This is a genomic window from Nostoc spongiaeforme FACHB-130 (assembly GCF_014698475.1).
Taxonomy (GTDB): Bacteria; Cyanobacteriota; Cyanobacteriia; order Cyanobacteriales; family Nostocaceae; genus Nostoc_B; species Nostoc_B spongiaeforme.
Genome location: NZ_JACJTB010000009.1, coordinates 97,076 through 119,562, shown reverse-complemented (window position 1 = coordinate 119,562; position 22,487 = coordinate 97,076). Strand labels below are relative to the sequence as shown.

16 protein-coding genes are annotated in these 22,487 nt (G+C 40.8%); 5 read left to right on the top strand and 11 right to left on the bottom strand.

The window, feature by feature from the left end; all coding sequences use genetic code 11:
- The first annotated feature begins 49 nt into the window (after positions 1-49).
- The 3 genes from H6G74_RS10185 (at position 50) to H6G74_RS10175 (ending at position 3,927) form a co-directional block, all read left to right on the top strand.
- Positions 50-2,176, top strand: a complete 2,127-nt coding sequence (locus H6G74_RS10185) for a caspase family protein (protein WP_190967552.1) — start codon at positions 50-52, stop codon at positions 2,174-2,176.
- A 198-nt stretch (positions 2,177-2,374) separates the two neighbouring features.
- Positions 2,375-2,890 carry a DUF2059 domain-containing protein gene (locus H6G74_RS10180; protein WP_190967551.1) on the top strand — a complete coding sequence of 172 codons (516 nt, stop codon included), beginning with the start codon at positions 2,375-2,377 and terminating at the stop codon, positions 2,888-2,890.
- 197 nt (positions 2,891-3,087) lie between these two features.
- Entirely contained in the window at positions 3,088-3,927 is an 840-nt protein-coding gene (locus tag H6G74_RS10175) for an alpha/beta fold hydrolase (protein ID WP_190967550.1), read from the top strand.
- A gap of 60 nt (positions 3,928-3,987) precedes the next feature.
- Here H6G74_RS10175 and H6G74_RS10170 read toward each other — a convergent pair whose 3' ends face one another.
- The 5 genes from H6G74_RS10170 to carA form a co-directional block, all read right to left on the bottom strand.
- Positions 3,988-4,290, bottom strand: a complete 303-nt coding sequence (locus H6G74_RS10170; RefSeq protein ID WP_190967549.1) for a DUF1816 domain-containing protein — start codon at positions 4,288-4,290, stop codon at positions 3,988-3,990.
- A gap of 96 nt (positions 4,291-4,386) precedes the next feature.
- Complete coding sequence (gene rlmB / locus H6G74_RS10165) at positions 4,387-5,364, bottom strand: 23S rRNA (guanosine(2251)-2'-O)-methyltransferase RlmB (protein ID WP_190967548.1); 978 nt, start codon at positions 5,362-5,364, stop codon at positions 4,387-4,389.
- A gap of 96 nt (positions 5,365-5,460) precedes the next feature.
- A complete protein-coding gene (locus tag H6G74_RS10160; protein ID WP_190967547.1) occupies positions 5,461-5,946 on the bottom strand; it encodes a Mini-ribonuclease 3 in 486 nt (161 codons plus the stop codon).
- A 539-nt stretch (positions 5,947-6,485) separates the two neighbouring features.
- Positions 6,486-6,887 (bottom strand): STAS domain-containing protein, encoded by a 402-nt coding sequence (locus tag H6G74_RS10155; protein ID WP_190967546.1) that lies wholly within the window; start codon positions 6,885-6,887, stop codon positions 6,486-6,488.
- A 167-nt stretch (positions 6,888-7,054) separates the two neighbouring features.
- The gene (gene carA / locus H6G74_RS10150; RefSeq protein ID WP_190967545.1) at positions 7,055-8,203 is read right to left on the bottom strand and encodes a glutamine-hydrolyzing carbamoyl-phosphate synthase small subunit; all 1,149 of its coding nucleotides are present in this window, start codon (positions 8,201-8,203) and stop codon (positions 7,055-7,057) included.
- A 247-nt stretch (positions 8,204-8,450) separates the two neighbouring features.
- Between carA and H6G74_RS10145 the strand changes: the two genes are divergently transcribed.
- Positions 8,451-9,494, top strand: a complete 1,044-nt coding sequence (locus H6G74_RS10145) for a retropepsin-like aspartic protease family protein (protein ID WP_190967544.1) — start codon at positions 8,451-8,453, stop codon at positions 9,492-9,494.
- Here H6G74_RS10145 and trpD read toward each other — a convergent pair.
- Together trpD and H6G74_RS10135 are read right to left on the bottom strand one after the other, a co-directional pair.
- Positions 9,424-10,497 (bottom strand): anthranilate phosphoribosyltransferase, encoded by a 1,074-nt coding sequence (gene trpD, locus H6G74_RS10140; protein ID WP_190967543.1) that lies wholly within the window; start codon positions 10,495-10,497, stop codon positions 9,424-9,426. The two genes, H6G74_RS10145 and trpD, sit on opposite strands and share 71 nt — an antisense overlap.
- A 310-nt stretch (positions 10,498-10,807) precedes the next feature.
- A complete protein-coding gene (locus tag H6G74_RS10135) occupies positions 10,808-11,629 on the bottom strand; it encodes a DNA adenine methylase (RefSeq protein ID WP_190967542.1) in 822 nt (273 codons plus the stop codon).
- A gap of 63 nt (positions 11,630-11,692) precedes the next feature.
- Between H6G74_RS10135 and H6G74_RS10130 the strand changes: the two genes are divergently transcribed.
- Positions 11,693-12,412 (top strand): cytochrome b/b6 domain-containing protein, encoded by a 720-nt coding sequence (locus H6G74_RS10130; protein WP_190967541.1) that lies wholly within the window; start codon positions 11,693-11,695, stop codon positions 12,410-12,412.
- Positions 12,413-12,505: 93 nt separating this feature from the next.
- On the opposite strand, the gene H6G74_RS10125 is transcribed toward H6G74_RS10130, so the two are convergent.
- From H6G74_RS10125 to H6G74_RS10110, 4 genes are all read right to left on the bottom strand, one after another.
- On the bottom strand, positions 12,506-14,782 hold the full coding sequence (locus H6G74_RS10125) for a dynamin family protein (protein ID WP_190967540.1): 2,277 nt from the start codon (positions 14,780-14,782) through the stop codon (positions 12,506-12,508).
- A 130-nt stretch (positions 14,783-14,912) separates the two neighbouring features.
- Positions 14,913-16,010 carry a hypothetical protein gene (locus H6G74_RS10120; RefSeq protein WP_190967539.1) on the bottom strand — a complete coding sequence of 366 codons (1,098 nt, stop codon included), beginning with the start codon at positions 16,008-16,010 and terminating at the stop codon, positions 14,913-14,915.
- A gap of 82 nt (positions 16,011-16,092) precedes the next feature.
- Positions 16,093-19,476, bottom strand: coding sequence for a virulence factor SrfB (locus H6G74_RS10115; protein WP_190967538.1), 3,384 nt, complete (start codon positions 19,474-19,476; stop codon positions 16,093-16,095).
- A 185-nt stretch (positions 19,477-19,661) separates the two neighbouring features.
- Positions 19,662-22,217 carry a proteasome protein gene (locus H6G74_RS10110; RefSeq protein ID WP_190967537.1) on the bottom strand — a complete coding sequence of 852 codons (2,556 nt, stop codon included), beginning with the start codon at positions 22,215-22,217 and terminating at the stop codon, positions 19,662-19,664.
- Positions 22,218-22,487: the final 270 nt, after the last annotated feature.

The following is a 22,487-nucleotide window of genomic DNA, read 5'->3' as shown; positions in this document are numbered from 1 at the left end:
CAGCCCTTTAAGCTGTTAGCTGACAGGCTGAGGACTGATAGCTAACTTTATGCAGCGTCGGACTTTTTTAAAACGGATTGGCTCAATACTGGCGGTATTGGGTGTCACGGAAGCGGAATTGTTTACTTGGAGTCAACACTACCAAGCTTTGGCACAACCCACGCCTCGAAAACTAGCTTTATTAGTCGGCATTAATCAATACCGCAAAAGTCCTTCGCTGAGTGGCTGTCTTACCGATGTGGAATTGCAAAAAGAACTGTTGATTCATCGGTTTGGCTTTTTACCTGCCAATATTTTGACGTTAACTGATGAACAAGCTAGTCGGGAATTTATTGAGGCGGCTTGTTTAGATCATCTTGGTAAACAAGTTAAATCTGATGATGTGGTTGTTTTTCACTTTAGCGGCTATGGCACTCGCATCAAGGCAAATGAGTCTGATGAAACACTACAAAATGCTTTAGTGCCAACAAACGAGAATTTAGAAATTCAAGATGAGAAGATAGCCACTTATCTTTTAGAAGAGACACTGTTATTGTTGCTGCGATCGCTCCCTACAGAAAAAGTCACAGCAATATTAGATACTAGTTATGATCTGCCTAGTACAATTCAACCCACAAGTTGGCGAATTCGCGCCCGTCAAGAGTTAGCCGCCAAGTTAGCCACAGCCGAAATTGAATTTCTCGAACAACTCAAAACCAAAGCTTCATTGACCAATGCAGTTATCTTATCTGCCACTACCGATCCCAAACAAGTCGCCCAGGAAGGACTATTTTCGGGGTTTAGTGCAGGCTTATTTACTTATGCTTTAACTCAGTACCTCTGGGAAACCACTCCCGCTACCACACTGCAATTTAGCCTTGCTCATGTAGACAGTGCCATGTCTAAATGGGGTAGCAAACAGCATCCAAGTTTAGTCAATAGCAAAAAGGCCTTAACCAGCGAAAGCTTGCTGTTAGATCAAAATCTTGGTGCTGAGGGAGCAATTTTAAACATAGAAGAAGATGGAAAAACCGTCCAAATTTGGCTAGGAGGACTCCCACCACAAGTATTAGAGAACTACGGTGTCAATTCTCGCTTGACTTCTGCAAATGGAGAACAGCTAATATTGCGATCGCGTACAGGGTTAACGGCCAAAGCTCAAATTTCTGGGTTAGAATTGGCAACGCCTTTGCAAGTCGGGCAACTAATTCAAGAAGCAGTTAGGGTCTTACCACGCAATATTAGTTTAAATATCGGTTTGGATGCTGGGTTGGAAAGAATTGAAAGAGTTGATGCTACTAGCGCCTTTGCAGCAATGGCATCTATGGTTAGTGTCGTAACGGGAGAACAACCACCAGATTATATATTTGGTAAACTTTCGCAAACTCCCAGCCGTTATGGTTTATTCGCTCCGGCTGGACAATTAATTGCCAATGGCGCAGGGGAAGTTGGGGAAGCTGTGAAAGTAGCAGTTACAAGGTTAGCTACAAAATTGCCACATTTACTAGCAGCCAAGTTATGGCGACTCACAGAAAATGAAGGTTCTTCCCGCCTACCAATTAAAGGCAGTTTAGAGATAGTGAATGGGATATCACCAAAGGTCATTCTACAAAGAGAAACCTTACGCACTGTTGACACAAAAACTACAAAAAAACCACTCAGCACTCAGCACTCAGCACTCAGCACTCTCACTATACCGATTGGTAGTCGGATTCAATACCGCATCCAAAATAAAGGTGATCGCACAGTATATTTAATGCTAATAGGATTGAAAAATCATAGAACTGCGATCGCTTTTTACCCTTGGCAAACTGTTGAAGAACCCAACACTTCCGAAACAAAACCTGTACTTCAACAAGTAATCATCCCGGCTGGCGAAACCATAACTCTGCCACACAATACAGCTACATCTGGATGGCCGATTTCAGGGCCTGCTTACGAATGTGAACACCAATTAATTTTGAGTCTTGCACCCTTCACCACCACCCTCAAAGCTTTAGAAACTGCTAAATATCCCACAGGCGACCAACAACCAATCGGTGCATTAGTCAATCCTTGGGAAATCGCCCAAGCCATCTTACAAGATTTACATAACGCCAGCATCACAACGGCCGAAATGAATGGTACAGCTAACGATTTATATCAGTTAAATGTCAATCATTGGGCTAGTTTTAACTTTAGTTTTCACGTCAATTGAAATCTGAAGTCTAACACTACAATAAATAGTTATGCCAAACCGATATATCCATTAAAATTGTCAGTTTTTACCAAAATTAGGCAACCACAAGTGGTCAGGTTCATTTACAAAAAACATAATATAACAAGATAATTGAGCCGCAGTATGGATTAGACTTTTGGCGTAATTTTGTATCGAATTTCAGGTACTTCAATTCCTATGTTCAAAGTAAAGTTAAAATTTTCAAGGTTTCTCGGATTGTTGCTGATCGTCTGCTTTACCTTCTTCACAGTATATGTAGCGAATTCTCAACAACTCCCTTTAGTTGAATACCAATCAAAAACACCTCTCAAAGCAACCTCCAAGTATAAATTAGCAACTGAGGTACTACAAGAGATAGGAACTGCACAAAGATACGATCTGCATTTCGACCACTTGATTGGCACGTTAATAGGTAAGGGCGACGATTTTAAGCTTTATACAAGGTTTAGGAAGATGTTTGTACGAGAAATTGGTTGGAGATACTTCAAAGATGCCTATGCAGCAAGATTGGAAGCTGATTTTTCGGAAGATGAATTAAAGAAATTGTTAAATTTATCAAAGCAACCTGTGATGAAAAAGTTGTTGCAGTCTGAAGTTAAAGCATATATGGATACGTCTAAACAAAGGTTCAAAATGGGATTTGAATTGTGGGAGAACTATAATAACGGCAAAATCAGTTTACCACCAGACTAGATTTCCAGCCGCATTCAGAAAGGCTATAACAAATCATTGGATCTGATTTTTCTGTGTTGATTTAGAGTCGTTCAATTGCCGCTCAATTAAGCCGTTGATCAATATACAAAGGTAGGCGAAGATTGATTTCTTCCTTCAATAATATATTAATCATTCTGGATTCTGACTTCTGAATTTTTACATCAATCTCAAATTACATGGTTCCAACTGTGGGTACTGTCAGCCTTAACACCTACGTTCAAGGTCAAGGATTTCCAATTTTAGCGATACATGGTCATCCTGGTTCTGGTCGTAGTCTTTCTGTCTTTACTAATCACTTATCTCAACGCTTTCAAACTTTCGCTCCAGATTTGCGTGGTTATGGCAAAAGCCGCTATCAAGGTAATTTTGCCATGACCGACCATTTAACAGACCTAGAAGCCCTTTTAGACCGCTTTGCCATTGAAAAATGCTTGATACTGGGTTGGTCACTAGGTGGCATTTTGGCGATGGAATTAGCTTTCAGGATGCCACAGCGTGTCACAGGGCTAATTTTGATAGCCACAGCCGCTAGACCTTACGGTAGTCATCCGCCAATAACTTGGCAGGATAACTTATACACAGGTATTGCTGGTTTGTTAAATTTAATTAAGCCTAGTTGGCAATGGAATATTGATACATTTGGTAAGCGATCGCTGTTTCGTTACTTGATTCAACAGCATAATGCCACTGCCTATAAATACATTGCCCAAGCAGCAGTCCCAGCTTATTTACAAACCTCACCTGCGGCGACTCGTGCTTTATCCACTGCTTTGCGCTCTCGATACAATCGTCTAGCAGAACTAGAGCAGATTCATTGCCCTAGCCTCGTACTAGCAGGCGATCAAGACCGCCACATCACAGCCGAATCTAGTTTAGAAACTGCTAGACATCTCAAAAACAGTCAGTGGCAATGTTACCCCAACACCGCACATCTTTTCCCTTGGGAAATTCCGCATCAAGTACTGGGCGACATCGACCACTGGTTAGAAGCGCACCAAGAAAATTTTAGATTTTAGATTTGCGATTTTGGATTGCAAGTTAATCTAACATCCAAAATCCCAAATTGATTGCCTAAATTACATCTGACCGCTAAAGGCAGGCGTTACTTTGCGGTCAATCCGTTCCCCCAGGTCATCGGCAATGGTCAAATTATCTGGCTTGCAGCGTTTGACATTCACTTGTATTCCTTGCGCCCCTTCCAGTTCTAAATCTTCCACATAGCCTTTTAAGGCTAATTTGGCATCAGCAGAAGTGAGAAATGGCCCAAAGTAGTAAGTGCAACGGGGGTTTTGTGTTAATATTTCTACCCACCACGCTAATCCGAGGCTATTAAATGTGTTGATTAAAGCTTCTTTCATGTCGTACCCGATGGTTTTCATGGTAGTTGCTGATTGATCAATCTGGTAGTAGTTGTTAGATACTACTTTGCGATTGTGGTTGCTTTACATTTCTTTATACTCTTTTGCTCTTTTTTTTCAAAGAGGTTTTGGTAACTTATTTAGATACAAAGTGTTCAAAGAACGTTGGCGATAAACCTCATAAAGTGCCATTCCAGCAGCAACAGAGGCATTTAGACTGGGGGTTTTTCCTTGTAAGGGAATTGACACCAAAACATCACATGCACGTTGAGTTAACATGCTTAAGCCTTCACCTTCAGAGCCAATGACTAAAACGATAGGCCCGCTAAATCGTACTGTATGTATGGGTTCGCTCCCGGTAGCGGCGGTACCATAAATCCAAAAACCGGCTTCTTTGAGTTCTTCTAAGGCACGACTGAGGTTAATTACTCTTGATACTGCAAAGTTTTCTAAAGCGCCTGCTGCAACTTTAACGACTGTCGAGGTGATCCCTACGGCTCGTCTTTGGGGGATAACCAAACCTTGAGCGCCAATTGCTTCCGCAGTGCGGATAATTGCTCCCAAGTTATGTGGATCAGTGATCCCCTCCGCGACAACAATCACGGGATCATTGACAGCAGATTTAGCTTGAGCAACTAAGTCTGGTAATTCTAGGTAGGAATAGGGGGCGATTTGGGCTGCTATCCCTTGGTGATTAGCGCCTTCGGTAATTTGGTCGAGACGCTTGGGTTCTACTTCATCAATAACTGTGCCATTTTCTTTTGCTTGTAGTAGCAAGTTGTGAAATCGGGGATCGTAGCGTAACCGCGCTGTCACCCAAACGCGATTGAGTTCCCGTTGACTTTCTAAAGCACTCAAAACTGGATGACGACCGTAGATTAAATCACTGTCGTTATCTTCGGTTTTTTTGAGAATGGGAGATTGATAAGAAAACTGAGAATTTGCAGAGGAATTGCTTGGTTTGGCGTGGTTTTCACGCTCTCCTGGTTTAGCTTTCCGAATCGGACTACCACTAAAACGTTTCCCTTTAATTTTCACAGTCCGCCCACGATTGGGTTCGCCAGATGTCTGGAGCTTTTTAGGTTTGCTAGTCATATTGAGTTTCAATGTATGAGCTTATAAGTAGGCATCCTGAATGCTTAAAGGTGCTGAACCGAACACACCAATTTTTAATTGTTCAGGTGAAATGTCTCACTCTTGTTCGAGATGAAGTTTCTGCAACAATTCGGTTAAGCGAGGGATATCGGTAAGATACAAGTAACCAATCAAAGTTTCTAGGCTAGTTGCTTGTTGATAAATTTCGGGAGCAAGGCGTTTAGGCCGTCCTGTAGAGGCGTTACGTCCCCTGCGGACAATTTCTAGTTCGGCTTCCCTCAGATGAGGAATCAGCGATCGCAAATGTAGGGCTTGTGTTTCTGCTCTCACCTGGGCCACTACCAAACGGTGATAAGTTTCTAGCCGTTGTAATGGCAATAGATAGAATATTCTAGCATAAAGCTCATAGATTGCATCTCCTACATAAGCAAGGGCAGCCGGAGAAATTTGCTGCACTTGGCTTGGGGAAATTGTTTGGTGTAGTTGTACATTGCTGGCTAGACAGGCTTGCACCCAAGATAAATCATCAGATGTAGGAGGTTCATCTTGTCTATCTATTGCTTCTTCCTCATGGGAGTCCACAAATTCATCATTCCTTAACAGAATACTTTTAGACGGTTAATTTTTCTGGAATATATTTAAAATATCTTACGTAGCACAAACTATACTATCAGGATTACCCAATTAATTCTATCTTTTTAGGGGAGATTTTGTACTGGAGTTGGAATTTCTTAAGAAGAGGAATGGTTGAGGCTGGGTGTAAGGGTGTAACCCGAATTTCTCTCGTATGGGTAGCGGGTGTGGGGAGAGAGGGGAGTGTGGGGGGAGATTTCTTCATCATCCTCTCACACTTCCCACCCTTCCCACACCTCCCACACCCCTGGATTTCTCTCTTGTGAGAAATCCAGGTGTAAGGGTGTAAGGGTTTTGAACAAAGACAACCGACTACACCCTTTTTTCGATAAAAGGATTTGTGAAATATGTCAGTTTTGTAGATTTCAATCAAAATGGCTGGCTTTGATACCTCTCTCACAAGGAGAGAGGTTAGCGTCCAGTTTTGATAAAAATTAAGCTATCCAGATAAACTATCGGATAGCTGAATTTCACCCCCAGTCAAACTATCAAGACCCTTTGATATTTTCGAGAGCCGCGTCCACTGTAGTTTGCAGAGAGAGAAACTTCTCTAAGCGAACAAGTTTGACTGTTTGGGTGACACGGGCGTTTGTAACAATTTGCAAGGTGCCTTCAGCATTTTGAGCCTGCTTGGCTAGCTGTACCAAGGCTCCCAAGCCAGAGCTATCAACAAAGTCAATTTGAGAGAGATCCAGAATAATGTGCTTTGGCCCCTCGTCAATTTTGCCGCCTAGTACCTTGCGAAATGTCGGTTCAGAAAAGGCATCTAACAAACCTGTGAGGCGGAATAGCTGACAGTTATCCCGGATTTCACGAGTGCCTCTCAGGCTTACGGTTAGATTAAGTGGCTCAGCAATAATTCCCTCCTCATCATTAAAGTGAACGCTCAAGTATAGATGGTTTTTATGCACGTTGTCTACAACCTGCTGAGATAGCAGAGTTTAGGCAAAGTAAAAAGTAAAAAGTGAAAAGTAAAAATTTTTTGACTTTTGCCTTTTAACTTTTAATTTTTACAGATCCCATCTAGCACTTTTTATATTTTTACTTAACCTCACCATTAAACTGTGCGTAGTGATCGCATTGCTTGGACAAATTGCTCAAATAGATAATCAGCATCATGGGGGCCGGGGCTGGCTTCGGGGTGATACTGTACCGAGAAGATGGGCAAAGATTTATGGCGGACACCAGCAACAGTGCGATCGTTTAAGTTGAGATGGCTGATCTCAACCAATGTTTGGGGTAAAGTATCTGGATTAATGGCGAAACTGTGATTTTGGCTGGTAATTTCGATCCGCCGTTGTAAACCCGCAGGCTGATTTAACCCCCGATGGCCAAATTTAAGTTTAAAGGTTTCTGCACCCAAGGCATGACCTAAAATTTGGTGTCCCATACAAATACCAAACATGGGTTTTTGGCTTTCTAAGAGGGCTTTGACGGTTTCAATACCTTCTGTAACGGCGGAGGGATCGCCAGGGCCATTGGAAAGAAAGATGCCATCTGGGTTGTAGCTGAGAATTTCTGCGACGGGTGTATTGACTGGGACAACAATCACGCGACAACCATAACTAGCCAACCGCCGCAAGATATTGCGCTTCACTCCAAAATCAATGGCGACAACTGTAAAGGTTTCTTGACCATTTGCCGTAGTTTCGGGATTAAATTCCCATTCGGGAATAGTGGGTTCTGACCATTCATAAACTTGGGGTGTGCTGACTTCCTTGACGAGATTCAAGCCAGCCATATTGGGAAATGCTTGGACTTGTTCTAGCAGTTCGGCTTCATCCAAAATTTCTGTAGAAATTCCACCATTCATTGCGCCGAACATCCGAATTTTGCGGGTGAGGGCGCGGGTATCGATGCCGTAGATACCGGGAATTTGGTTTTGTTTGAGGTAGTCGGGTAAGGATTGGGTCGATCGCCAGTTACTCGGTTTATGACAAATATTGCGGGCGATCGCACCTCGCACTTGCGGCCGCAATGATTCTTCATCTTCAGGATTAACGCCTGTGTTCCCCAATTCAGGATAGGTAAAAATTACTATTTGACCGCAGTAACTAGGGTCAGTCAAAACTTCTTGATAGCCAGTCATGCCAGTGTTAAACACCACTTCCCCGATTGTGGTTCCCGTCGCACCGAAAGACCAACCACGGTAAGCAGTGCCATCTGCCAAGACAAGTAAAGCGGGTATTGCGTCAGACAGGGACATAAGCGATAGATTAGGGATGGGGTAAGTATGAAGTTTGAAGTAAGAAGTCTGAAGTATTAAGTCTGAAATCTGAGATTTTTACTTCGACACTGCGTCTTCATCCTAAAAAAGTGTAAATCATCAAATGCAAAGTCTGACACTTCATACTTCATAATTCATACTTCATAATTCTGAATTATTTTCCCAGGGTGATTCGGTGGCAGGAGTAGTTTTGCAGTTGTTTGGCTAGGTAAAATAGATATCAATTATGCTTCAGTCTTTTTTATCTCGTACAGCCCCGATTTTTCTCGCAAGTGCTTTAGCTGTGTTGGGCGTTGCCTGTAGTGAAGACCAACAGACTACTGAGACTGTTAGTAATCAACAATCTGTGGTTACTGACAATTCATCAGTGGCACAACCTGTTGAATCAGCAGCCCCAGTCACCAACCCAAAATCAGCAGCATTGCCGCCGTCGGCGCTTGAACCCGATGCTTTTCAGTTGGGATTAGACAAAGCCGCAGGTGCTGTAGCGATCAGCCAATCGGCTCAATCAATTCAAGATTGGAATTTGGTGGTACATCAGTTTCAAGAGGCGATCGCTCTCATGGAACAAGTCAGCCGCCAAAGTCCCGATTATGTGTCGGCTCAAGGCAAAATTGTCGAATACCAGCGTAAGGTAACGTATGCGCGGCAAAAGGCGAATCCCAATTTGCCACAGCTATCAGCTGACAATCAAAACGTAGTCGTGGCAGTTCCCACGCCAAAAACTGTGGCTAAATTTGTGCCACAACAAACTGTCCCAACCAGACAACAGCCAGAACAACGAGTTTTTTCCTCAACAGAAATTTTGCCACGGGAAAAAAATGTGTTTGTTGCGCCAATTAAACGCCGCGTGGGTGGTACGCCGATTGTGGAAGTCACTTTTAATGGTCAGCAGAAATTCGACATGATTGTAGATACAGGAGCCAGTGGCACTGTGATTACTCAGGAAATGGCGAATGCGTTAGGTATTATACCTGTAGGCAAAGCCAAGGCGAATACTGCTAGTTCTAGAGCCGTAGAATTTCCGGTGGGTTATGTTGATTCGATGGCAATTAGCGGGGTAAGGGTGAATCGAGTGCCAGTAGCGATCGCTGGGATAGATTTAGAAACTGGCTTATTGGGACATGACTTTTTTGGTAATTACGATGTCACCATTAAGCGCAATGTTGTAGAATTCCGTCCCCAATCCCATTCTGAAGCTAATTCGATAGAAATTGAACTAGATCCTCCAACTTCTGCCACGGACTCCCGCTCTGTAGAATTTCCCTAGCCACACTCACGCCTTGAGCATGATCTAACAACGGGATTGCTCCTGCAACTTGTAGAGCTAAGGAAGCATTTAAGGCTACAGCATCTTGTTGTGCTGTGGTTCCTTTGCCTTGCAGCACAGCCTTGAGAATTTCGGCATTTTCCTGGACATTGCCACCTTTGAGAGCATTAATAGACACAGGTGTTACACCCACCTCTTGAGGATTGAGAGTTGTTAACTGCACTTTGCCATCAGACAGCACAGCTAAATCAGTTAAATCCCCCAAGCTGGCTTCATCAATTCTTTCCCGCCCGTGTAAAACGATCGCTTTTTGTTTGCCCAGATTATGTAAGGCTTGAGCCACAGTTTCTAAAAGTTTGGGTGTAAATAACCCCACCACTTGCTCCGTCGGACGCAAGGGATTAACTAACGGCCCCAGTAAGTTGAAAACAGTGCGAATCCTCAAATTGCGCCGCAATTGAGCCACCGCCTTTAAGGCTGGATGCCAACCGGGGGCAAATAAAAAGGTGATCCCGACTTCTTGCAAGGCGGCTTGGACTTTTTCACTAGGTGCGCTTAAGTTAACACCCAATGCTTCTAAAACATCCGCGCTACCCGTCAGACTAGAGGCGGAACGATTACCATGTTTGGCTACAGGGACACCATAAGCCGCGACAACAAAAGCCACCGCCGTGGAAATGTTGAAAGTCGATGAACCATCACCGCCAGTTCCACAAGTGTCAATGATAGGGAATGGGGAGTGGGGAGTGGGGAGTGGGGCAAAATGTTTACTACTTCCTACGCTTTGAGATTGTAGGACTTCAGCCATACCCGTTAATTCTTCGGCGGAAACGCCTTTAAAATTGAGGGCGGTTAAAATTGCTCCTGATAATTCTGGGGGAACAGCTTCACTCAGCCACCCTTGCATTAATTCCGCAGCTTGGGGGCGTGTCAAAGATTGGCCGTCTATTAATTGCTGTAGCAAAATATACCAGCTTGTAGAAATTTCTGAGGAATTTGTCATAGCTAGGGTTGTAAGTGATATGTTCACATCCTGCACCTAGCGACTGAAGTCGCGGCTACACAGACAAAACCCCTTCGGGTTAGGGGGTGACGCTCCTGCGTCGCTAACGCTGCGCTAACGCAATCGACGGGAACCGACAAGACTGCGACCCCCTCACCGCCTGCGCGGGTTCCAAACCCATCATTTTACGTTAGTCCGCGTAGGCGGACTTTGTTTGTATAGCCACGAATTCCATTCGTTGGGGCTAGATGCAAGATATGTATATGGCAGCTATCGTACCGGAAAATGAGCAGCTATCAAAGTTAGTTATTCATATAAATTTCTCTATTTGATAGTTAGTAATGAATAATTCTTTCCCTTTCGCAGCACCATTTTGTTTGTAATTATTCATGCCATATTGCAATTCCCACTCATAAATATTCGCCCATTTAAAATTATCCCGAATTTGATGAGAATTATCGTAAGTAATCAGCCAAGGATGGTGACATTGTTTTAAGCTTTCAGCAAATCTCTGATGATCAAAAGAGGTGTGTAAGTCTCCATCCTTACCATAGAGTCTAGATTTAGTAGCACTAAAGTATGGTGGATCTAAAAATACAAATACATTCTCACTTTTCTTTTCCAACAAATAGCTATAGTCTAAGTTAGTAATTTTGATATCATTTGTTAAAATAGACTCTAGCTTTTCTAAACGATCAATTGAAGAATGCGTAAATCTTTTATGAAAAGATTCCTGAGAAAAACCACCAGATTCTATAGTTCCTGAAAAAGTAATTCTGTTAAGTATAAAAAACCGTACTGCTCTTTCTAAATCAGACAAACTTTTTGCGTCTAGAGTAGTTAGCTCCGTGAATAATAACTTACCATCTGTATATTGATTTTTTATCCTGCGTATTTCTTGAACTAATACAGATATATCAAATTGTGCAAGTTTCCAAAATAAGAATAGTTCTGGGTTTAAATCATTAATCCAAATTTTTAAATCAGGATATTTCTGCTTTAAATAAATGAATACAGAACCACCGCCAACAAAAGGTTCTCGAAATTCTGAAAAATTATCTGGTAAGTATTCAATAATCTGTTTTATCGCTTTAGATTTACCTCCAGGATAGCGGAGGGGACTTTTGAGCATAAGTAAAAAATCGCGCTTTGGCTTAAAATATCTTTATATTTGTTGTAGAGAATAAATGTTTTTATGTCTCGTTCTGTTCCCTATCAACCGTTGTGGTTGCGACTACTGCATGGCGTGAGTGGAATTTTTGCGATCGCAGCCATCATTACTGGATTTCTAGTTTACAATACTTACGATGGTAGATTTGGTAAAATTCCATTTCCGCAACTTGGCGATATTCAAGGGATTCATGGCACTTTTGCCTTATTTTTCTTGATTATACTGCCAGCATTTGCACTTTACAGCTTTCATCCTGGGAATAGGCGACTTATCCAAGCTAATTCATGGGAACAACTGCGCCAAGTTGGTAAACCAATTTGGTGGGTGAGTTTGCAAAGACTAGCTAACACTCTCATGCTAATTGCTTCAGTTTTTTCTGTAGTTTCTGGCAGGATGATGAAAGAAGAATGGCTTCCTGCTGGAGAAATTAATCAGATTTGGTATACCCTACATCTTATCGCTTGGTGTGTGATAGTCGGCTGTTTTGCTATTCATATTTTAATGTCTATTAAAGTGGGTGGTGTGCCATTATTATTGTCTATGTTTTCTTGGCAAGTTCGACCAGAATATAGTCCAAATCAATGGATGACTCGTTACCGTACTTGGTGGAGTAGCTTGCAAACTAACTTTGGCGAAAGAGTTAATCAATTGCTAGATAATAATTTAAGTTTGAGAATTATTGAAGGTTTTGTATTGCTTGGAGTTGTTGTTGCATTTCTCCTACCTCTATTTTTCTCGGAATAAATATATACTAAGTGGAACGATGGTTAATTTTAAATTAAATATCAAAAAGTCCTCATTGAGGACTTAAAATTAGGATTTAGTTTTGTAGATAAATCAACACTGGCAATTGAGATTGACCCAAGGAAGTCTGCTGAAAAAATCTTGGCATAATTTTAAGATTTTCAAAATTCCTTCAATACGCTCTTTTGATTCTGTTGTAGAGGCAGTTATTTCATCAATATGTTCAAGATGTTTCTTCCAATCACCTTCTACTACATCAGCAACTTTTTCAAAACCATTAGCAGTGTCCTCCCAGAATTTATCAATCCCTTTAAAAAACTGTTCACACACAGGCTGTTTTCCAAAATCTTTAACTACTTGTTTAGCTAATCGCTTTTGCCATGATTCTGTCAAGGAACTCCATAAGTTTGCAACTGCCAAACCTAATGTAACAGACAGACCTATTCCAAGCACGATTGGCCCACCCATAGCAGCTACGATGGTCATTATTCCAGCCGTACCACCACTGAAACCAAAACCAATACCAATTGCTGATAAAAAACTGACGAACTTTGCAACTAATATGTAACCACCAAGATTACCTAACGAAATTGCCCAAGCAGCCAAAGCACCAAAGCTACCTAAACCTGCAATTGCACCCATTACAGATGCTTCCCAATCAAAACGAAAAGTTTGAGAATTTGTATAGTCTTCGGCTTTGTATCCATGAAATTCTGCTTCAGTGTAACCTTGAAAGAAAGTATCAATTTCTAACTTAAATTCGTCAGCGTTAGATTTAATAATGTTCTCTAACTCATTTTGAAGTTTTTCTACTAAGTACCCTACTAAATATTCCTGTGCATCTTTTTTATTATCATATTTTCCATAGATAATACTTTCCACAGCATTAACATTTAGAAGCTGCTCTGCATATTTTTGAAACTCTGTTTTTGTACTTATTTTTAACTCATGTATTCTCTTTAAAAGATTGTGCCTTTTCAGTTGATTTTCTTGTTGCCGAATATGATCATTTTCTTTTAATAAAATTAACTGCGATCGCCGAGAAATTTTTACTTCTTCATCAGCAATATTTATTTCATATTTTTCAATCAAACTAGCATACTTTTTTATAGTATCTTCCTTGAGTTCTATAATTTCTCGATTAATTCGGCATAGACGTACTTCAGGGAGAAATTCACCTAGTATTTCGGTTATATTATCAAATAAGTGCTGACATCTATTAGGACTTTCCGACCAAAAAGTGAAAAATCTTTGTCGTAGTTCTGCCTCTGAAATATCACGATTTGTGTTTTCTCTACGACGCTCTATAACAGTTTCCGAAATATTATTGTAGAGTCTTTTTGACGCTTTATCTGAAATTTCCTTGAGTTGATAGTCAGAAATACTCGGATCAGCATGGGTCGCTACAATAAAGAGATTGCCTAGTGTAGGAAAATTACTACATTCCTTTTCTGGTGCAGGAAGTGAACGTAACAAGCTACCAAGGCGTATCATATCTTGACCATTAATGTGACCCTTGGCTGGTGAAGCATAGATCAGTCCATCGGCTATCTGTGCGGCACTATTAGCTTTCTCAACATCTTTTGAAACTTCATCAGGTTGATCTGAATAACCAGGTAGGTCTATTAAGTTGCAGGCTTGTAGTAAAGGAGAATCCATATAAACTACAGCTGCATGGGCTAACACATCGTCATTGCTGCCATGTACCCCATATTCTTGCAAAATATGAAAGCTTCCTGCTTTTAAGCAATACTGCTCACAACGTTCCTTATCGTCAAAAAGTAATAAGTCAATAACTTGCTTACCGCCTTCATCCTTTAACCAAAAATCCTCGTCAAAAATCAGAACATCTTCTTTAAACCATTCAGGACGGTCTTCTACATGACGAACAAATGTAATTACTCTTGTGGCAGGTTGATAACCAACTGGTAGATTTTTACAACCTAATAAAGCGTTTGCTAAGTGTGATTTACCAGCGTCAAAGCCTCCTGTTAACGCTAAATTAGGCTTTTGCTTATAGAACTTCACTAGCTTTTTAAAATCACTGGGTGTCTTAGGGGGTGTTGGTATGTCTATTTGTTCTACAGTTGGAGCCGCATTGATATACTGATTTAATAAATTTATATTGTGATAGAGTTCAGTGTAAGGATTACCTGGGTCAATTCCTTTTAATGCTTGTGTTGGTGGTGACATAACACTAGCAATATCAAGATTAAATATTGCTAACCATTGCACTAAAAGCCCCATTGGAACTGTTTCAGGCTTCTGTTCATAAAGACAAACTTCTTCGTTAGAAATACCCAATATCTTCGCAATCTGTACTTGACCTATACCTAATTTTTGACGATAGCTAAGTAAGTCAATATTCATTACTGTATCTCCAAACCTAAATACTATTACTTATTCAGTTTTGGTATAAAAATTAAATTTACACGAGTAGAGATAACCGTCCATGAAAAAGGGTGCGTTTGTTAAAGAGAACTGTAAAAGTCAACCAAAACTATCGTAATGAACGAAATATTACCCGACCGGGAAATTCTTCTTGATTAATGCGTGCATAGACTCGCAAACAAGTTAAAACTTCTCCAGGAATACCGCCACAATTTAGCTGTAAATCATCTTTGGAAAAAGCACATATATCAGCATAAAGTCCTGACAGTTGACGAATTCTGACATTGTGTCCTGATTTATTGGCTTTGTCTGCAACTTTTTTTAAGGTTCGGCGTGATTCTTGTTGTAATTTTCCCCACCATGAATAACGTTCAACGGGGGGAATAAATACTAAAGAATGTATGGCTTCATCTATATCAATCCATGCACGTACAATGGCTAAAATATCGTTATTTTCTTCAGCTTTTTGGGTGCGGTGAAAGCGGTCTGTTAAGGCTTCTATATATTGTTGTTGCTGTTCTGATTTGGAGCTTAAAGGAATAATATCAAAGCTAAAAATACTTTTTAAGGCGTGATGTAAATCTGGCTCTATTGCTATAAATTTGAGATATAAATTTAAAAAGCCAGCAAGTAATTGTAAATCTTCCGATTCAGGAATGGGGAAAATTTTTGATTTTAAAAGTGCTTTTTGAGATAAACATAACCCCTGAATATTCACACTACCTTTGAGTCCAGGGTAAATGATTTCATCTTTGATAAAGGGAAGTTGGTAGAAGTTAGAATCATCTTCTACTGCACCAATTTCTTGAGCTAAATCTAAGGTGCGTTGTTGCCAAAATGCAGCTAAATCATCAGGTATTCGTAGCAGTTTACGGTGAACCTCATGCCATAAATCAGCATCAGTTTGGCTTTGTAATGGCGAATCTCCTAAATATAAACTTAGTTCTGAGTCAGCATTCCAAGCATCACGCAGATAATTTAGTTTTAACTCATTTGAAGATTGGATGATAGTCGTTTCTTCTTGATGTGGAGGCTGCAACAAATCTTGGATTTCTTGCAGCAATTCTGCACAAATTTCAGTACCAGGATCATCGGGTAATTCTGTATAGGCTTGGTTTAATGCAGCTTCTAGTCCATACAGGCTACACCGCAATAATCTGGCTAATTCGGAATTTTCTGTTTCTAATAGCTGACGTAGATGCTGCATGAATTTCACCTTTTTTATCTCACGCAAAGACGCGGAGACGCGGAGAGTTTTTACATTTAGATACGGAGTTAGGCGGAGAAAATTAATGTATCCCACAGAAAGGATCGCGTTCTTTATCAACTTCGTTAGGTTGCAATTCTAATTCCGCACGATAAACACAACCTTCTTGTTTTAAACATTCTTGACTTGTGGATGTCCAGTAGGGAACTTCGCCGGGGTGCATTCGCAAAATACCTTTGTTGTCGAGGGTGACGCGATATTGACAAGGGTAGTCTGTGGTGACGGATGGTTTACTGAGTGAACCGATACGTATCCATTTTTTTCTGTTAGTTTCAGTATCGGTTTGATAGACGTAAAATGTATGTTGTCCAGTGTAAGGAAAGGGTGGTAAGGGATTACTAATTAAACCTTTTCCTGGCTGGGGTGAACCATCGCGGAGGTAATGAAATTCGTGTAGAGATTGATTATCATTTGAGTCGATTTCAAAGACTAAATGATAGGCGTTTGGTTGATCTACGGTTGCTGATTCGATGACATTAACTGCGATATCGCCATCGGTTAAATCTTTATTTGGTCGTTCTACGGCGATGTTCCATTTTAGTTTGCCGTCGGCAAATAATGAGGTTTCGGAAGCTGCTAGAATTGCGGAACCGACATCAATACCGGGAACATCGATTAAATAATGGGGATTTCCTTGACATAATAAAACGCTAAATTGTAATGTCTGGTCAATTTCAAATTGCACTTTGATTTTTTTGAGAAACTCTGCTTCTTCCATCCCTAATTTTTCCATGAGATGTTTACCGTCGAAGCTTCCCCAAAGTCTTAAATCACCGTCTTCGTAGTCTTGGCGATAAATAATATTAGTTAACTGTATACCTTGCCAAGCTGTACGCACTTTGGCGACTGTTTCCCAAGGTGCAATTTGATGGAGTTCTTGTCCTGCTTTAAAGATTGGTAGTAGTTCGTTACTTTGGGTTTTGCGTTTGAAGTTACAAGGTAAGTAATAAAATAGATTTTTCACGTCTATTTCTAATTGATTTGCGCCTTTTTGTAGGAGTGCTTTTGATTCTTCGGGGTCAAATCTGAGTCGGCGCAATTTTTCGGCGTAACACGCACCTGCGGAGGTGGCGAGTTTAGTAAATTCTAAAACAAAGGTGATGCGTTCTGGGTTCCAAACGAAGTAGGGAGACTTGCTAAATTCTTGGTAAATATGACGTTGTACTAAGTCGAGATTACAAGTTTTTCCAGAGAGAATTAACCAGTCAACTTTGTGAGTATTCCAAGCATCGATGGTGTTATCGTCGGAACGTAAGCGGCTTTCCATTAAGCCTTTTGCAATACCAATGGCTTCTTTGATAGCGGAGGTGGCGACACGTTCAAATTGTTGATTATCTAGGGTGACGGCAATATTATCGGGGTTATGAATTTGATATTTAATTGCGCTTTGAGTGAGAAGTTCGGCAATTTGTTGTTCAGAGATTGTAAAGGTTAAAAGTGAATTATCGGCTGGTAATTTTTGTCCGAGTTTGAGTTTGGCGGCTTCTGCATAATCCCACAGTGTGTAGAAGGTTTGTAAGCGTTGTGGTGCTTGTTGCCAACGGGTCGGTAAGACTTTTTCGGCTGTATCTAAGGCATCTTTATAAGCTGTATCACCTTCGGGATTTTCTCTATCTAGGCATTTTAATAAGCTGCCTGTTTTGAATTTACCTTGGTCAAGAAAACGCTCGTTTAATTCAGAACTAATTAAGTCTTCGAGTTTTTCGCTGTTGATATCACCACGGGTAACTGCTGTTAGAAGAAAATCTGCGATCGCAACTTTTAATAACCTAAATACTCGCAGTGTAATTAATTCGCCACCGAGTTGTAAATGTCCCGATGAACCTAATAGTTTTGGCGTTAATTTATAATACCTGCCACCTAATCCTCGGTCTTCATTATTGGCAAAGAATGGGGTTTTATCTTCTAAGGTTAGTTCAATTAATGCTAAGTCTGTTGTACCGCCACCAATATCTAAAACTAATACATTTTGCGACCATTTATTGCCATCGCGGCGACAACGAGTTTTAAAAGATTCAATCCCAATATTTAAATTCCCACCAAATTCTCGCCACAAGAAAAATATCGCTACAGAAACAGCTTCATCATAAGCTGTTTGCACATCATCAATACCTAATTGTTCAACTAATTGCTTCACTTCTTTACGAACTACTGGCGGTGCAACGGTGGGATAGGTAACAACGGCGGTTAACAGTTCACCTTCAGAAAATCTGCGTCTAGCGCGTTGGCGGTAATCTTCGGTTAAATCAATTAAATGCGCCCAAGCGGCTTGAATTAATTGGTTAACATTAATATTAACTTCGGTATCATTTAACATTACGGGGAATGTTTTGTTTTGCCCAAAATACCGCTTTGGTGAATGATGAAACCGACTGATAATTTCTTTTAAAGAACTGCTGCTTCCTTGGGCTATTGCTTTTTTTCGATTATCTCTTGCTTCTCGCCCCATTTTCAGTTTTAATACTTCTAAGTTGGAAATTTCTAACTCGCTGGGAATTTCACTATCACGGCGGTCAATATCTAGAACTACGGGAATTAAATTTTGCGATTCTAAGGTGGGAACGCGAAAAACCTCGTGATAGATTTGATATAATTTCTTACTAGCGGCGCGTTGAAATTTTTCGCTATTACCTAAAGATAATTCGATTTGGCGAATTGCTTCTAAAAATCTTTCTCTGTTATCACTTTCAAAAATTTCGCTTAAATGACTAGGTTCTATTTCTAAGTTTTTACTAATATCAATAATAAATTTTTGCCACTCAACTTCGCTGATATCTGGTAATGCTTCGGAAGCGGGAGAATTGAGCCATTGCAACAGGCGATCGCGCAATCTTAATTCCTGCTCTCGTGGTAAAATTTCGGCAATGGGAATCTCTATCGGGTCGAACAAAGTCACGGTAGAATTCGACGTACCAAAATCTAAAGCAAACCATCCCGGAAATCTTTTGACTGGTTGATATTTAACTGGTTCTTCCGGCGGGTTTGGTAGTGACTCAGAATTCATAATTTGCGCTTCAGCAGTAGATGGTGTCCATAAATAACAAACAGCCTGAACTTGTCGCGGTTCAGATAATACTGGTTCCCCTGAAAAGTCGGAATCAAAATATTCAACAATTACTTGTAAGGTACAGTTGATTGGTTCGGTTAAAGGTTTCTCTAATTTACAAGGATATTGTTCTAGCTGTCCGATTTGGGAAATTTTTGGAGTGACAGCATCAAAGGGTTTATATGCTTTTTGAATTTGGGTGATTAGTTCGCTGGGTGTACCTTTAACGGAGAAGTTGATCCGGGCAATGTGGGGTACATTATTACCAATAGCGACTAGTTGAATGGTGGGAAGTTCTAAATATTCGTTGTCGTTAACTTGGACTTGAAAGCGTGGAGGGAGGCGAATTTCTACTGGCATTTTTAGTTTCCTTTTTTTTATTTCGCGCAAAGGTATAATTTATCGATAAATAAATTTACTATCTCACCATTAAACTATCTACATTTTTTAAACGAACCGCAAAGAACGCAAAGGACACAAAGGAAGAAAAGAAAGAAGGAAAGAAGGAAAGAAGGAAAGAAGGTATGAACTAGGAAATAAATTTCCTAGTAACTAGGGATATCTAAATCAGAAGTGGTGGCGATTTCTGCAAGAATATTTAACCAAGTGGGAATAGCCAGTTTTGGTGGTGAGTCGCCAGCAGCAAGATATCTCAGTAATGCTTCTTTTTTGGAAATATTTTGCAGTGTGGGAATAATTTGGTCTAAAATGCCTTCTATTTCTGAATTGACTTGTTGATTCACTTCACTGACATACTGCACTAAATGTAAGCTGGCACTAGCCGTAATTTCATCACGCAAACGTAATACTAACATTTGATGATGGCTGGCTCTGGGTGAATTTTGATTTCGTTCTGGTGACCAATCAAATATTTGACCAATGTTGTGTTTTTCGTCTTGGCGTGCGAGAGGAAATATCAATTCGGGAGCAATTTCTTTGTCTTTACTATTCAGTTCTGCAAGAATAGCTTCTTTCCATTGGTTGGGGTCGGAACCTAACAGTAATTTATAAAATAAGTCGGCTTCTTCTCCACCAAAACCAATTTCAATTTCTTGTTCCATTTCTGGAGAGAGAAGAGATTTGAGATAGTCCCGTGCTTCGGCTACTTGATTGGAGAGTTTATTTAATAAATCTACCACTGCTTGCCGGATGCGATCGCGGGCAAATATCTCGACTTCTTGCACAGTTTTTTCAAAGGTGGGATAGAAATCATCACTCTTCGTTGGCAAAGTATTATTAGTTCTGTTTCCTCTTTCAAATAACTTCCCGGCTGCACCTTTAGTTTCAGCGATAGTAATAGCGCCGTTGTTGGCTTTGTTAAACAATAAAGTCCACTGGTTCCAGTTGACAATTTTAAAGGTGAGTTCGTCTTTCACTACTTCACTCACGACAGTTCCGCGACGGTCTTTGAGTGGTTCTTTGCCTAATTCTTTTTGGAAGTTGCGGTAGGTTTTATCTAAACTATCAATGGCATGACGCAAATCAATTAATGTGGGACTATCGAGAGTTGGTATGCCTTGTTCGTGAATTTCGGCGATGATATTTTTCAGGTTTTCTTGTTGTTGACGGAGACTTTCAGCCGCGCGACGGGTGTCTTCATACAGTTGCTTGAGTCCGTGCATAGCAACGTGATTTTGAATTAACTCGCGCAGTTTGGCAATACCGCCATCTTGAGCAAAGTAACCTAATTGTCTCCCCAGTTGACTACGTGCATCCGACTCTAGCAGTCTTTCGCTGAGGCGAGTCCATTTTTGCTGCAAGCGTTTCGAGGTTTCCAGGTAATTAGGATAATCTAAGTTAGATAAAAATTCTGGCGAACCAGCTTTGACACTACTGGAACGTTTGGCTAATTCTGCTAGTCCCAACAAGGGTGATAACAACACAATGCGGTCTTTTTGAGTGGTGAATGCACTCGCGCCATCGATGGTTGTTTGCAGAACTCGGAGTTTTTTGAGAACAGCATCTTCAGATAAAGGTGTGTTGGCGGTGTTCTCAGCAATGAATTGGTCGAGTTCTCGTTCGCCGCCTTCACTTTCTAGGGGTAGTTGGTCAAAACGACCGACACCGACCAAAATCAAATCTTTCAAGTCTTGTCCCGGACGCTGTTGCTGCATCATGGTAAAAATTTTGTGAGCGCGATCGCTCCCTGGCGATTTACCATTGAGCAAGATTAAAATTGTCTGGACTTCCGCCAACTCTCGTAGCGATAAAAATGTATCCCTCGCGCCAGAGTTCGCCGCACCCAAACCCGGAAAATCTAACAAAATAAATTCAGAAGCATCGGTGACATCCCAAATTTCCCGCGAAATTTTCACTTCAATATCAACGCGGCGAATTAAGGAGAAGCTATTTTGTAATAACTTTGATGCTAATTTATGCGGTGGACTGGGTAAGCGGATATGCGCTGGCGGTAAGTCTGTAAACCGGAAAGTTTGGATAGCCATTGGCTGTTCTGGCAGCTGTAAACCTTCCTGGGCTGTGGCATGATCAATTTGATAGCGTCCACCACACATCGCCTCACCATAAGAAGCGTAAGCACGCACAAATAACACCAACTCCCGCAGCAAATAGCGCAACTCTAAATTATTACTTTGGTTCCACGCTTGCTCACACCAAGCCAGAATTTCTTTACCAGAGTTTAACTGCGCGAGTTGTACAGGTACAAGTCCGGCGGCGGCGGAACGGCGACTCGCTTCTGCTAACATAAACCGCAAACACTCTTTCACCCCTTCATGGGAAAGATACTCTACCGTAAAATTGCCGACTTGGGTTGTGGCAAATTCATCTTGGGCGACGAGGTGAATGGCTGTAACATTCCCCGTAGTTGGGTTTTCGTTAACTGGTAAAGCATCGGCATAGCCAATTAAACTGCCCAAAAGTAAGGTTTTACCACTACTAAATTCTCCCATCACGCCAATTTTGACTGGTGAGGTGGCAAGTTCTATGGTTTTTTCCGCAGTTTCTCGCAGACGCGCCAGACATTCATCTAAACTGGCGGGAACCCAGTCTTCTTGTTGAGAAGGATACTGCGGGACAGAGTTAATTTTTTGCAGTATAAATTCACCGTATTCTTTAAAATATGCGAGTCTTTCTAGTTCCATAGAATAGTTACCTTTAAAAATAAAATTTATGTGAGTTTTATAACATAAAAGTTGATAGCAGATGTTATGTTGTTTCGGATTTTAGTGAGTCATATCTGATTGATGTCAACACAAGTAAATTTGGAAATCAAACCGGATGCCTACATTGATTGGGAATTGGGTAGCATTCAGGTATAACATTTCTCAAGCAAATAGATATTTATTCTATGTAAAAACTCAATTCCAGTAATTTTTAACCAAAATTTAACTTTGTAACCTAGATTCTCAGAT

What these genes read in the sequence shown, in the direction of transcription:
- H6G74_RS10185 (WP_190967552.1), top strand. Translation starts at nt 50, where the DNA reads ATGCAGCGTCGGACTTTTTTAAAACGGATTGGCTCAATACTGGCGGTA.
- H6G74_RS10180 (WP_190967551.1), top strand. Translation starts at nt 2,375, where the DNA reads ATGTTCAAAGTAAAGTTAAAATTTTCAAGGTTTCTCGGATTGTTGCTG.
- H6G74_RS10175 (WP_190967550.1), top strand. Translation starts at nt 3,088, where the DNA reads ATGGTTCCAACTGTGGGTACTGTCAGCCTTAACACCTACGTTCAAGGT.
- H6G74_RS10170 (WP_190967549.1), bottom strand. Translation starts at nt 4,290, where the DNA reads ATGAAAACCATCGGGTACGACATGAAAGAAGCTTTAATCAACACATTT.
- rlmB (WP_190967548.1), bottom strand. Translation starts at nt 5,364, where the DNA reads ATGACTAGCAAACCTAAAAAGCTCCAGACATCTGGCGAACCCAATCGT.
- carA (WP_190967545.1), bottom strand. Translation starts at nt 8,203, where the DNA reads ATGTCCCTGTCTGACGCAATACCCGCTTTACTTGTCTTGGCAGATGGC.
- H6G74_RS10145 (WP_190967544.1), top strand. Translation starts at nt 8,451, where the DNA reads ATGCTTCAGTCTTTTTTATCTCGTACAGCCCCGATTTTTCTCGCAAGT.
- trpD (WP_190967543.1), bottom strand. Translation starts at nt 10,497, where the DNA reads ATGACAAATTCCTCAGAAATTTCTACAAGCTGGTATATTTTGCTACAG.
- H6G74_RS10135 (WP_190967542.1), bottom strand. Translation starts at nt 11,629, where the DNA reads ATGCTCAAAAGTCCCCTCCGCTATCCTGGAGGTAAATCTAAAGCGATA.
- H6G74_RS10130 (WP_190967541.1), top strand. Translation starts at nt 11,693, where the DNA reads ATGTCTCGTTCTGTTCCCTATCAACCGTTGTGGTTGCGACTACTGCAT.
- H6G74_RS10125 (WP_190967540.1), bottom strand. Translation starts at nt 14,782, where the DNA reads ATGAATATTGACTTACTTAGCTATCGTCAAAAATTAGGTATAGGTCAA.
- H6G74_RS10120 (WP_190967539.1), bottom strand. Translation starts at nt 16,010, where the DNA reads ATGCAGCATCTACGTCAGCTATTAGAAACAGAAAATTCCGAATTAGCC.
- H6G74_RS10115 (WP_190967538.1), bottom strand. Translation starts at nt 19,476, where the DNA reads ATGCCAGTAGAAATTCGCCTCCCTCCACGCTTTCAAGTCCAAGTTAAC.
- H6G74_RS10110 (WP_190967537.1), bottom strand. Translation starts at nt 22,217, where the DNA reads ATGGAACTAGAAAGACTCGCATATTTTAAAGAATACGGTGAATTTATA.